The sequence below is a fragment of the Corynebacterium comes genome (assembly GCF_009734405.1).
GTDB classification, from domain to species: domain Bacteria; phylum Actinomycetota; class Actinomycetes; order Mycobacteriales; family Mycobacteriaceae; genus Corynebacterium; species Corynebacterium comes.
In genome coordinates, this window is the sequence record NZ_CP046454.1 from 35,877 (window position 1) to 48,579 (window position 12,703).

11 protein-coding genes are annotated in these 12,703 nt (G+C 64.9%); 4 read left to right on the forward strand and 7 right to left on the reverse strand.

All coding sequences use genetic code 11. From position 1 onward, the window contains the following. Nucleotides 1-336: 336 nt before the first annotated feature. The 7 genes from CETAM_RS13470 to CETAM_RS13500 all read right to left on the reverse strand — a co-directional run bounded on the left by CETAM_RS13470 (nt 337) and on the right by CETAM_RS13500 (nt 7,956). Nucleotides 337-477: a hypothetical protein gene (locus CETAM_RS13470; RefSeq protein ID WP_155803959.1), complete on the reverse strand. Its 141-nt coding sequence runs from the start codon at nt 475-477 to the stop codon at nt 337-339. Nucleotides 478-800: 323 nt separating this feature from the next. Beyond that, nucleotides 801-1,079 carry an SHOCT domain-containing protein gene (locus CETAM_RS14005; RefSeq protein WP_003847971.1) on the reverse strand — a complete coding sequence of 93 codons (279 nt, stop codon included), beginning with the start codon at nt 1,077-1,079 and terminating at the stop codon, nt 801-803. 476 nt (nt 1,080-1,555) lie between these two features. Further along, the gene (locus tag CETAM_RS13480) at nt 1,556-3,643 is read right to left on the reverse strand and encodes a heavy metal translocating P-type ATPase (RefSeq protein WP_156229563.1); all 2,088 of its coding nucleotides are present in this window, start codon (nt 3,641-3,643) and stop codon (nt 1,556-1,558) included. A 123-nt stretch (nt 3,644-3,766) separates the two neighbouring features. Beyond that, entirely contained in the window at nt 3,767-4,807 is a 1,041-nt protein-coding gene (locus CETAM_RS13485; protein ID WP_156229564.1) for an SURF1 family cytochrome oxidase biogenesis protein, read from the reverse strand. A 64-nt stretch (nt 4,808-4,871) separates the two neighbouring features. Continuing rightward, a complete protein-coding gene (locus CETAM_RS13490; RefSeq protein WP_172808030.1) occupies nt 4,872-6,845 on the reverse strand; it encodes a heavy metal translocating P-type ATPase in 1,974 nt (657 codons plus the stop codon). Beyond that, nucleotides 6,842-7,207, reverse strand: a complete 366-nt coding sequence (gene cmtR, locus CETAM_RS13495; protein WP_035120002.1) for a Cd(II)/Pb(II)-sensing metalloregulatory transcriptional regulator CmtR — start codon at nt 7,205-7,207, stop codon at nt 6,842-6,844. Before cmtR ends, CETAM_RS13490 begins: the two co-directional genes overlap by 4 nt. 173 nt (nt 7,208-7,380) lie before the next feature. Then, nucleotides 7,381-7,956: a copper resistance CopC family protein gene (locus CETAM_RS13500; protein ID WP_035120001.1), complete on the reverse strand. Its 576-nt coding sequence runs from the start codon at nt 7,954-7,956 to the stop codon at nt 7,381-7,383. Between the two features lie 298 nt (nt 7,957-8,254). On the opposite strand from CETAM_RS13500, the gene CETAM_RS13505 reads away from it, so the two are divergent. The 4 genes from CETAM_RS13505 to CETAM_RS13520 all read left to right on the forward strand — a co-directional run bounded on the left by CETAM_RS13505 (nt 8,255) and on the right by CETAM_RS13520 (nt 12,700). Beyond that, nucleotides 8,255-10,315, forward strand: coding sequence for a bifunctional copper resistance protein CopD/cytochrome c oxidase assembly protein (locus CETAM_RS13505; protein ID WP_231587681.1), 2,061 nt, complete (start codon nt 8,255-8,257; stop codon nt 10,313-10,315). A 338-nt stretch (nt 10,316-10,653) separates the two neighbouring features. Next, nucleotides 10,654-11,418, forward strand: a complete 765-nt coding sequence (locus CETAM_RS13510) for a M23 family metallopeptidase (RefSeq protein WP_042622809.1) — start codon at nt 10,654-10,656, stop codon at nt 11,416-11,418. 144 nt (nt 11,419-11,562) lie between these two features. Further along, nucleotides 11,563-11,895 carry an ArsR/SmtB family transcription factor gene (locus CETAM_RS13515; protein WP_156229565.1) on the forward strand — a complete coding sequence of 111 codons (333 nt, stop codon included), beginning with the start codon at nt 11,563-11,565 and terminating at the stop codon, nt 11,893-11,895. A 97-nt stretch (nt 11,896-11,992) separates the two neighbouring features. Then, complete coding sequence (locus CETAM_RS13520) at nt 11,993-12,700, forward strand: DsbA family protein (RefSeq protein WP_156229566.1); 708 nt, start codon at nt 11,993-11,995, stop codon at nt 12,698-12,700. Nucleotides 12,701-12,703: the final 3 nt, after the last annotated feature.

Sequence of the window (12,703 nt, forward strand, 5' to 3'; positions counted from 1 at the left end):
CTACTCCTGTCATGCTGCCCGCTGCACGGGCCTGGGCGATAACTCAATCGTGAGCACATCGTGACCGTTTCGTTATTGATTCGCAGAACCATACATACGGGCCTTGGGGTATGCAAGCCCCCCGTCAGCCTATAATTTGACTGTCAGAATCCCGGGCCGTATGCAGGGGGAAAAGCCCAGGTTAGCGCGCAAGTGGGAGAAGGGTGTCAGGATTCTTCCAGCTCAGACCCAGTTTCTGAGTGGAGAAATGCGCTCCGAATCACAAAGACCACACGCTCCCGGGAGCGTGTGGCCTTGAAGGAAAGGTGGGGAGGGGGTGGCGTGGATAAGCGGGGGTCAGACAGCTCTACGCCGGTGGAACCCGTGATAGAAGACGGCCGTGATGATGGCGACGCCAGCCAGCGCGGCGTACATGGTGCCGTAACCGCGGGAAGCGACCAAGGCTTCCCGGAGGAGCATCGTCACCGCGTAAGTCACGAAAAAAGAACCGCTTTGGGATGAACTAGTCCCCGGGGCTCACCCGCCAGGTCCATCCCGGAATCGTGCCATTATAAGCCAGAACCTGAGCCTGACATCCGCGGATATCCACCTCTTGCTGGGCGGCAACTATCTTCACCTGCAGTAGCCCGTCCTGGCTGTGAAGTACTTCCGGCTGCCATAGGTCTCCTCCCACGAGGATGCCCGCGTCGTCGCCACCAGAGACCTGGGAGAAGAGGCGGATGGGTGGGCCCAGGGCAACCCGGTCTTGGAGACGCCGATTCCACCCGGGCCCATTGTCCTCGGCTGAGTGGCGTCAGGGCCTAATCTTTATCCTTACGGTTCTCAAGACGCCGCCGTTTCTCGTCGTACTCAGTGGCGTCGATCTCCCCTCGGGCATAGCGCTCATCGAGCATGTCTCGTGCCCGATTGCGCTCCGGTCCCTGAGCCCTGTCATCGCCTCCTGGGCCTCGTCCTATTCGGCCGCGGAAAATGCCGACCATGATCATGATCAAGACCACGATACCGAGCACGAGTAGGGCCAGGACCAACCAGCCCATTCCCATGCCCCAGCCCCCCATGTGGTCTCCATCCCAGTGCATGTTTCACTCCTTCGGGGTTTCCCGAGCAGCTGACCATCGTCGCCGGGGGAGCGCCAGGCCTTCCACATTTTCCGGATCAGTACCGCCAGCAGCTCTTCTTCTGCCTGTGGCCACCAGAATAGGTGGCATGCTCTCCTACCTCGACTATTGAGGAGAACCCAGTCACAAAGCCAGTCTGGGACGAGAATCTTCACGAATTCTTCATCAGAGAGGACATGCAGGAACTCATCCTGGGTGGCTGTCTTTATCTCCAGAGAAGGGCAGCTGAATGATCACGTCAGACGAGGCTTGCTGTCAGGGGCAGAAGTCGTTTGCCTGCCTTTACCTCACGGAGGATGTGTGTGGCTAGGCGCCGAGGTATGACACTGTCACGCGGAGTCGATAGTAGGTCAGAGACGGTTTCGCTGGCCTGAGGGTGAACGCGGCTTCGGACTGTTCTCGAAACTGCCCCCACTGGTGACTGGCAGGGGGAAGCGTCAGTGCGTGGGCTTATCTTCGTGGTCGATGCCAGCGTGTTCCTTGCCCTTCTGGAAGTTGAGCAGGCGCAGCGCGTTTGCGACGACGATGAGAGTGGATCCCTCGTGGATAAGCACGACGGCGCCGATATTCAACCCGAGGAAGGTCGCGATGATGAGGACAACGACGACTGCGAGGCTGGCGATGAGGTTTTGCCGGATGATCTGGCCAGTCGCCCGACTCAGCCGGACAGCGAACGGGACGCGTCCGAGGTCGTCACTCATCAACGCGATGTCACAGGTCTCCAGCGCGACCGTCGACCCAGCGGCACCCATCGCAATGCCGACGTCGGCGCGGGCCATGGCGGGGGCATCGTTGACACCGTCGCCGACCATCGCGATCGGATGGTATGTCTTGGCCAGGCCCGTGATGTGGGTGACCTTATCCTCGGGGAGCAGCTCTCCGATCGCCGTGTCGACGCCGACTTCCCGGCCGACCGCGTCGGCCACCCGCTGGTTGTCGCCGGAGATCATGACCAGATGGCCCACCCCTGTGTCCCGGAGCATGCTGAGCACCTGGGCAGATTCGTTGCGGGAGGCATCCATCACTCCGACGACCCCAAGGAAGCGGTCACCACGACGGACCACCATCAACGTCTGCCCCGAGTCGCGGGCCTTCGTGTAGGCCTCGGCCAGCGAAGGAGGCAGCTTAAGCTGCTGCTCGTCGAACATGCGGAGGTTGCCCACTTCCACCCGTTCTCCGTCGATCGTCGCAGTGATGCCGCGTCCAGTGAGGGCAGAGAGATCGGTGGCCACCAACCGCTCGGTCTCCGGGACGCGGGGGGCAAGGTCGCGGACGATCGCGGCAGCGAGGGGGTGATCGCTGAGCGATTCGACAGCCACAAGTGTGGGGATCAGTTCCGCTTCGGACGTATCGTTGGCGGGGGCCAGTGAGGTCACTCGGGGCGCGCCCCACGTGAGGGTGCCGGTCTTGTCGAACGCTATCGCCTTTACTCGGCCCAGTGTCTCGAGCGGGGCACCGCCCTTGACGAGCACGCCGGCCCGGGCAGCGCGAGCCACACCCGCCAGGACCGCGGCTGGGGTGGCGATCGCGAGAGCACATGGACTCGCGGCGACGAGCACGGTCATGGCGAGGTAGAAAGCGTCGGAGAACGGTTGCGCGAACACGAACATCGACACCAACAAGGTGGCGATGACCCCGAGGATCACGGCGGGCACGTACCAGCGCTGGAACCGGTCGATGAACTGCTGGGTCGGGGACGCGGCCTGGTCGGCGGTGCGAACGAGCTCGACGACTTTGCTCAGCGTTGAGTCGGCGGCGGTCGCGGTGACCTCGATCTCGAGCACGCCGGACCCGTTCACGGTGCCGGCGAACACTCGATTGGCGGCGGGGAGGGTGTCAATCGTGTGCATCGTCCGCTGTGGGTCGGCCACCGGTTCCTTCTCCACGGGGATCGACTCGCCCGTGACCGCTGATTGATCAACGGCGGACATCCCGGAGATCACGAACCCGTCCGAGGGGATGCGGGAATTCGGGCGGATGACCACGATGTCTCCGACCACGAGTTCCTCCACGGGCACTTCCACGGGTTCGGTATCACCGCGGCGCACCAGGGCGTGGCGGGGGGCGAGTTCGGCGAGGGCCTCAATGGACTTGCTGGCGCGGCTGAGGGCGTACTCCTCGAGGGCGTGGCCGAGGCTGAACAAGAACAGCAGCACCGCTCCCTCCGCCCACCGGCCGATGAGGGCAGCGCCGACCGCGGCGACAAGCATGAGGAAGTCAACCTCGAACTTCCCCCGCAGCGTGGAGGAGATCGCGGTGCGGATGGTGAAGAACCCGCCGAAGAAGTAGGTGGCGAGAAAGAACGCCAACGGCCATCCGACCATCGGCAGCCCCAAGGCGAACTGCGCAATCATCCCACCGGCGTAAGTGACGCCGGCGGCGATCGAGAACCCCAACTCCCAGCGTGCGGAGCCGTGGGCATGATCGCCGGTAGGGGTGGTCGGCGCTGTCGGTGTCAGGGTTGTGGAGGATCCGTTCGGGGCATGGGGCTGGCCGGGGTCATGGCCGTGGTCGGGCGTGCTCATGCCTGTAGCCTAGCCGGGAAAACCCCTTATTGAAAGCTTATTGAAAATGCTTGATGGCATCCGGTCTGGTACGGCCCACGCAAGTGTGAGGCGGGTTGAACGGTGCTGCGGGGAAGGCCACGGTTAGAACCGTTCGCGCTGGCGACGAGCGAATTTTCGGGAGTGATCCGGTCGACTGTCACCGTAGCGGTCGTGCAACATGCGTGAACGGTCACCGGAGGATGCGGACGTGGTGGTTCCGGTAGGGGCGGGGCCAGGGGTGTCGTTCTCCGGATGAGTGGTGCGGAGGGTGCCCATCGTGCCGGAATCCGTGTCACCGTCCTGTTGGTCCGTGGTCTGCTCGGCGGATGCGGCGTCGACGGAAAGCTCGGCCTCCTCGCGGCGCACGCGGCGGCGTTCCTTTAACTCCGCCCAGATGAAGTAGCCCAGGCCGAGCGGGGCCATGATGCCAAAGGCGATCCACTGGAAGGCGTAGGACAGGTGTGAGCCGCGGTCGAGCATGGGCACCGGGATGGCGTTGATCTCCCCGGCCTGTCCCTCGGCCAGCTGCACATAGTCCTGTGCGAGATCTGTGCCGGTCACCTCGGCGATCTGCTCGGTGTTGATGCCGTAGACCTGGCGGTAGCCCTGGTCCTCGATCGGCGGGGACATCGGTGTCTGCTCGGCAAATCGGGCGTGGCCGAGAATGGACTGCTCACCGGTCGGCGGGGTGTCCATCGGGGGGACACCGCCCTCGAACGGCGGTTGAAAACCACGGTTGACCAGGATCACCTCACCGGAGTTCAGCTGGAAGGGGGTCAGGGCGTGGAAGGCGGGGGAGGAGTCGACCGGACGGTTGCGCATCAAGACCTCATCCTCGGGCAGATAGTGGCCCTCAAGGATGACCCGCGCCCATTCCTCCTCAGGCTCAATGCTGCCCTGGGCGTCGAAGACCTCCTCGGCGGGGACGGGCTCGACCTCGAAGGCGGCCTCGATCTGATCGTTGCGCTCGACGATGGCACCGTCCCTGCTCAGCTGCCATGGGGCCAGAAAGGTAAAGGAGAAATAGGAGAAGGCGATGATGGCGAGGACACCGAACACCCAGCCGGGCCGGAGGAATGTCCTCCAGCCCTTCTTCTGCGCGGCCCGCTCGTACCTGCGTTCATGTGTGCTGCTCACGGCCATGACTTCTACTTCCCCGTCCGGTGAGAAAATGCATTCTTTTCCAGTGTGCTGATGGGTGAAAACACTAGTAGACCCGGGTCTTTCCGTGCGCATCCTCATCCGTGGGAACCGTGGCCGTCGCCACCGGGTTGAGGTCAGGATGCTTGGTGCGGGCGGCCCGTAGGCCGTTGGTGATGACGATGACCTCGGCCACCTCGTGGACCAGGACCACCGCCGCCAGTCCCAGCACGCCGGTGATCGCCAGCGGGAGCAAAACGATGATGATCGCCAGGGACAGGACGATGTTCTGGTTGATGATGGCCCGTCCCCGGCGGGCATGGTGCAAGGCACGGGGGATCAGGCGCAGGTCATCGCCGGTAAACGCCACGTCCGCGGACTCGATGGCGGCGTCCGAGCCCCTGGCACCCATGGCGATGCCGATGTCTGCCGAGGCCAGGGCGGGGGCGTCGTTGATGCCGTCGCCGATCATCGCCACCGGACCCCGCTCATGCAGGTCAGCCACGGCCCGGGCCTTGTCCTCCGGGCGCAGCTGCGCACGGACGTCCTGGATGCCGGCCTCGACGGCCAGGGCCTGGGCGGTGCGGGTGTTATCGCCGGTGAGCATGGTGATCCCGAAGCCTTCGGCAGTCAGTGACCTGATGACCTCGGGGGTTTCGGGGCGTAGTTCATCGCGGACCCCGACTATCCCGACGGGTTGGTCGTCGCGGTGGACGATGACCACGGTCATGCCCTGTTCTTCCAGGGACTCCACCTCGGTGGCCAGAGGCCCAGGGGAAAGCCAGCGGGGGCTACCCACGGCAATCCGGGTTCCGGTGATGACTCCGGTAATGCCCTGGCCGGCGGCCTCCGAAACCTGCTGGGCCACCGGAGGGTGGGGTGCGGCGGCGGTGATCGCCGCGGCCAGCGGATGGGTGGAGTGAGCCTCCAGTGCCGCCGCCCAGTCGAGGACCTCGGCCCGGTTGACTCCCCCGGTGGTGAGCACCTCCGTGACGGTGGGTCGGTTGCGGGTCAGGGTGCCGGTCTTGTCCAGGGCCAGATGCCGGATGCCGCCGAGGCGTTCAAAGGCGGCGCCGGATTTGATGACCACACCGAATTTACTGGCCGCCCCGATTGCCGAGACCACCGTGACCGGCACCGAGATCGCCAACGCGCACGGGGAAGCGGCCACCAAGACGACCAGGGCACGCTCGATCCACACACCGGGATCACCGAGCAGGGAACCGATGGCGGCCACGAGGATGGCCAGGATGAGGACCCCGGGCACCAGGGGGCGGGCCAGACGGTCAGCGATCCGGGCCCGTCGGCCCTTGTCGTTCTGGGCCTGCTCCACCAGCTTGACGACGGTGGTCAGGGAGTTGTCCGTGCCGGCGGCGGTGGCCTTGACCTCGAGGGCGCCGGAGGTGTTGATGGATCCGGCCAGCACCGCATCGCCGGGCCCGACTTCGACGGGGATGGATTCACCCGTGATCGCCGAGACATCCAGGCTGCTGTGACCTGAGCGGACCACCCCGTCGGTGGCCAGGCGTTCCCCGGCGGCCAGGCGCAGAATGTCCCCGGGGACGAGGTCTTCGACCTGTACGGTGCGGGCACCCCCGTGAGCAGCGACGATCGTGGCGGTCGAGGGGATGAGTGTCAGCAGGGCGCGCAGGCCCGAACGGGCCTTGTCCATCGCCTTATCCTCCAGCGCCTCGGCGATGGAGTAGAGGAAGGCCAGGGCGGCGGCCTCCTCAATGAATCCCAGCAGGACCGCACCGGTGGCGCTGATGGTCATCAGTAACCCGATGCCCAGTCGGCGAGAGGTGAACAGCCCCTTGAGTGCCCCGGGAACGAACTGGGAAGCACCCAGCAGAAGGGAAACCCAGAACAAGGTGGTGGCCATCAGTCCGGCCCCCGGGATAAACCACTCGAGGATCAGGCCGAGGAGCAGGGTCAGTCCGGAAGCCACCGGGAGGAGGATGGCGCGGTCACGCCACCACGGGGTGTGCTCATCTTCTTCGGTCATCGGTGCGGACGGTTCACAACCACAGGCAGACGTCATGACTGCTGGCCTCCGTCCGTATCGCAGCAACCGGCGACCGGGCACTGCGGGTCCAGGCAGGCGGCGTCCTCATCGACGGCGAGGGTGGTCTCCAGCAGAGCGGTCAAGGCCTGAGCCAGGTGGGCATCAGCAATGTCATAGCGGGTGCGCCGCCCCTCTGGCTCGGCGACCACGATCCCGCAGTCCCGCAGGCACGTCAGGTGATTGGAGACGTTTGAGCGCGTCAACCCTAGTTCCCGGGCCAGTTGCGCCGGATAGTTCGGGGCATCGAGCAGGGACAACAGAATCCGGGACCGCGTGGGATCGGCCATGGCACGACCCAGGCGGTTCATCACATCGAGACGGGAAGCAATGGTCAGCATGCGCTGACCATACAGTGGTGAATGACTAATCTGCAAGCATCCCCTGGCGGGGTCGTCCTCGGGTACCTGGCCAGCATCAGGTGGGGGTCCTGAGACATATCCGGAGGCAGGAAGAGGGGCCCGTGGCATGGCACATCTGCACGGGAGGATGTACCGGGTGCCTCTTTCACTCTTTAACGCGCGTCACGACGTCGGACGACCAGGACACCGGCACCGGCGATGGCCCCGAAGACGGCCAGTCCCACGAGGGTCGGGACTATCAGATCGCTCCATCCGGAGGTGTCTTCCTCGGCGGTGTTCTCGGCAGCGGGGGTCTCCTCCACCGGCTCGGCGTCACCCGTGGTGGCAGCGGCCGCGTCGCCGGCGACGGTGAAGGTGGTTGAGCTGCGGGTGGCGTGGCCGTCGGAGGAGAGGATCTGGAAGCCCACGGTGTAGTCGCCTGGTCCACCACTGATATCCGCCGGCAGGTCGAGGGTCACCAGTCGATCCTTGATGGTCGGCTCACCACTGAACAGGAGGTCACCGGAATCCTGATCGGTGATGGCCACGGTGCTGAAACCCTCCTGGGGAAGCCCCGAGAACTCCAGTTCGATGCTGCGCGGGAACTCCTCGACCACCTCACCGTCCGCGGGATTGCCACCGATCACCGAGTCATGCGCAAGGGCAGCCGGGGTGGCTACGACACTCAGGGCACCGACCGCCACCACAGCGGCGATGACACGACGAGGGAGCATGGGAGAGATGATCACGAAAGTCCTCCTGGACTGGGCCGGCTCTTCAACCGGATGTGAGCGACTAAGGCACCTGCTTGCGGGAGGTACCAAGAGAGTGGTCGGAACGGACGGGGGGAAAGTTCCCGGCCACGCCGCCTTCACCGGGTGTTGTTCTTCACAGGTAGATGCACCCCTGCAGGGGGTGAACCGGGGGAAGATACTGGTCCCTGGGCAATTTACAAGAACACCAGCAGGCCCCATTAGGGTGAACCCCACGCCAGCTTCCGAACGCATCAGGAGAGCGGAGGCGGCATGGACGGCGAAATGGACACAGATGACCCACCCGGTAAATGACACCCCCACTGCCACGGATACGACCGCAGGGAAGACCCCCACCATCGGGAGCCGGCCTCAGGAGCGGGTACGCCCCACGTGGCCGTTGTACTTGCTCTTTCTCGCCGTCGCCGGTGCAGTCGGCGGGACGGTTGCCTACAGCTTCCTCGGCGAATCCCTCGCGGCCTTGGGGATCCCCAACCCGGGCATCGCGACCACCTTCGGGTTGCCGTTTTTCCGCGCGGTCGGTTGGATGCTCGCTGCCCTGTCGGCCGGTTCTTTCCTGTTCTCCGCTTTCCTCATCTCCCCACGGTTGCCCGGCGGTGATAACGACCGCCTGCACCAGGCCTCGTTGAGTGTGGACGGGCACCTGGCCTCGCGTACCGGTGCGGTCGCGGCCATCTGCTTCGGACTGATCGCGTTGTTGATGATCCCGCTGGTGCTCTCAGATGTCTCCGGCACCCCCCTGGCCCAGACACTGGGCCTGGAGACCCTGACGGTGGCCGTCGAGCAGGTGGCCATGGCCCAGGTGTGGCTGATCGTCGCCCTTATTGCCCTGGTCACCGGTTGTACGGGCCTGATGAGCCGGGCGTGGATCACCCAACCACTGTTGCTCCTCGGGTCAATCCTCATGATCATCCCCCTGGGCCTGACAGGGCACTCCTCCTCGGGCGGTAACCATGACCACGGCACCAACTCCTACCTGTGGCACCTGGTCTTCTTAGTCCTGTGGGTCGGCGGACTCATGGCCCTGCTCGCCCACGGTCGTCGCCTGGGACCTGACCTGGATATTGCGCTGCGCCGCTACTCGATGATCGCCCTGGTTTCCATCATCGTCATGGCCGTGTCCGGGCTGGTCAACGCTGCCATCCGCATCGAGCTGACGGATCTGTTGATCACCCGTTACGGGTTGATCATCGTGGCCAAGACCATCGGCGTGATCATCCTCGGTGTCTTCGGGTGGATCCACCGGGCGTGGGTCATTCCGAAGGTGCAGGCCAACCCCGCTGATCGCCGCCTGTTCCGCCAGGTCGCCATCGTCGAGGTGATTGTCATGGCGGCGGTCACCGGTATCGCCATCACCATGGGGCGCACCCCGCCGCCCCCACCGCGCATCCCGAACCTCTCGCAGATGGCCACCAAGCTCGGCTACGAGCTGTCCGAGAAACCCACCGCCCTCAACGTGTGGAGCATGTGGCGCTTTGACCTGCTCTTTGGCACCCTCGCCCTGCTATTGGCCGCCGGCTACCTCTACGCGGTGTGGCGCACCCGCCAGGCCGGCAGAACCTGGTCGACCACCTCCACCGTCTGGTGGCTGGCCGGATGCGTGAGCCTGCTGGTGACGATGAGCTCGGGGATCGGGATGAACATGCCCGCTACTTTCTCGGTGCACATGCTCGGCCATATGATCTTGTCGCTGGTCATCCCCATCTTCCTCGTGCTCGGCGCCCCGCTGACCCTGCTGATGACCGCCTATGACTCCGGCCCGGCCGGCCACCCCGGCATCCATGACTGGGTGTGTGCCTTCACTCGCAGCCGGTGGGTGGGAATAATCACTCATCCGGTGGTCAACACCATGCAGTTCCTGTTCTTCTTCTACGTGATGTACCTGCTCATCCCGCTCTATGAGCTGCTGATCTCCAAGTACGCAGGACATCTGATCATGAACACCGTGCTCCTGGTCTCCGGCTGCTTCTACTTCTGGGGGATGTGTGGACCTGATCCCCTTCCGCACCGCCGCCCAGCCGCGGTCCGCCTGGGATGGCTGATCGCCTCCCTGCCGGTCCACCTGCTCTTCGGCGTCTATCTCCTCCAGCTCAACACCATCGTGGGTGAAGAGTTCTACCGCTCACTGCTCCTGCCCTGGGAGCTGGATCTGCTCGCCGACCAGCGCGCCGCCGTCCTGGCCTGGGCCGCAGGTGTCATCCCGCTGGCCTTCGTCGTTTTTCTGCTCAGCCGCCAGGTGCGGGGGAGTGGCGACAGCACCCGGGGTGTCGAGGAGGTGGCCACCCCCGACACCGGAGGAACCGGTACACCCTCCCTGTCCCCGCCCGCCAAGTAGTACCGGTGGGATTTCGCCAGGAGCGGCCGGGACGCCGCCGGTGGCTACAGTCCTGCCCGGATTGCCCCTGGCCGTGCCCGATTTCTAGGTAGGTCAGCTAGGAGCAGGCAAGAGCTCTTCGGGCACATTAGCGTCGTCCTCGCTAATCCCTGACAATCCCCGGCGATCGGGCTGTGAAGAAGGTGGAAGAAGCACAGAGTTCGTCTTCCGGCTGGATTTCTTGGGGAGTGAGACGCTAGTGTTACGTCCGTAAATAACGGAACGGTCACATTCTGGTCTCCACCGTGCATAGCGGTGGGCTGGGGTGCGGGCCAACGGACAACGACGGAAGAAGATTCATGCGACTGACGGCTCAGCGACCGGCCCGAGGGAAACACCGCAAGATCACCACCTCGCAGACCACGGGGCGCGTGGCCCTGGTGGCCGTGGCCGCCGGCGCGGTCTCCACCGCCGGGATCGGTGGGGCCACCGCTGCCACGCTGCAGGCTCAGGATCAGGCCCCGGCATCTTCGGAGGTCGCCGCCGTCGATGTGGAGTTGGCCGCCACTGACACCGCCCTGCCCTTAGATGCGACGCAGGTGGCACCGCAGATCTTGGCGATCTCGGAGTATAAGCCGGTAGCCAACCTCGAGGAGCAGCTGGACAAGGCGGTGGAGTACGCCGCTGAGCGTACCGAAGCCGCCGCTGCTGAGGCTGCCGCCGCGCAGGCCCCGTCCGCCTCTGTGGTCAAGCCCACCGAGGGCACCTTCACCTCCGGTTTCGGTATGCGCTGGGGCAGCCTTCACGCCGGCCTCGACATCGCCAACGTCGTGGGTACCCCGATTCTCGCCGCCATGGGCGGCACCGTCATCGACTCCGGTCCGGCCTCCGGTTTCGGCCAGTGGATCCGCATCCAGCACGACGATGGCTCCATTGCCGTCTACGGCCACATGGAAACCCTCGACGTCAGCGTCGGCGAGCAGGTCACCGCCGGCCAGAAGATCGCCGGTATGGGTAACCGAGGTTTTTCCACCGGGTCCCACCTGCATTTTGAGCTCTACCCCACCGGCAGCGGCGCCGTCGACCCTGCCCCCTGGTTCGCCCAGCACGGCATCACCTTCTAACCCCACCCCACCGGCAAGAAAACCCGGCCCTGGCCCTCAGGGCCGCGTCTGTGGCCGGGGTGTCGAACAGCCCCCCGCTGATCGTGGGTTAGTGCGCTGAGTGCCTCGAGGCCTAGTACAGGGGACTGTGTACTGTCTATCGTTATGAGCACGGTGACCCTGCCTCACATCTCCGCCTTGTCCCGGATGGGCCATGCCCTGTCCGATGACACCCGGACCGGAATTTTGCTGGCCCTGCGCCACGGGCCGGCTCGACCATCCGAGCTTGCCCGGCAGTTGGCTGTCTCCAAGCAGGTGATGTCGAATCAGTTGGCCTGCCTGCGCGGATGCGGACTAGTGGTCTCCACCCCGCAGGGGCGCAACGTCTGGTATTCGCTGGCTGACCCTCGGCTGGGTCACGCCTTGGGCGAGTTGCTTGAGTTGGTGGTCACCATTGATCCGGCCTGCTGCTCGCCGGATGGATGCACCTGTTCATGACCCTCCCAGGTAGAGACTTCGTCGGCAGGTTGCCGGGCGACCCTGGGCCTGCTGCCTTGACACTCCTGATTCCCACGAAAGATAGAACGGAACCCTCGTGAGCACTCCCACCAACCCCACCACCTCCACCCGGCCGTCGGGAAACTGGAGAAAAGCCCAGATCATTGTCTGGGCATTGTTGGCCGTCGTCGTCATCGCCGGGATCGTGGCCTTCCTCCTCGGCCGGGCGGACTCCACTTCTGCGCCCGCCCCCGAAACTGTGGCCAGTGATGCGGGCCAGGTGGTGAGGGACAACAGTCGGGTGCTGTCCCAGGCGCCGAACGAGAAGGCTGTGCTGGTGGAGTTCCTCGACTTCGAGTGCGAGGCCTGCCGGGCGGCGTACCCCTTCGTGGAGGACCTGCGCGCAGAGTATTCCGACAGCGTCACCTTCATCCATCGTTACTTCCCGTTGCCGGGTCACCGCAACTCCCTGCCGGCGGCTGTGGCAGTGGAGGCCGCCGGCCAGCAGGGCCAGTACGAAGCGATGTATCACCGGATGTTCGAGACTCAGTCCGAGTGGGGCGAGTCCTCGGAGGACAACAGCGCGGTCTTCCGCGGCTTCGCCGAGGATCTGGGACTGGACATGGCCGCCTATGACGCCGCTGTCGCCGATCCGGCCACCGAGGAACGGGTCCAGCTCGATGTGGCCGACGGCAAGGCTTTGGGTGTGCCCGGCACCCCGACCTTTTTCCTCGACGGCCAGCTTTTGACTCCGGACTCCCTGGAGCAGTTCCGGGCCGAGGTCGACGCGGCTGCCGCCGACTAACCC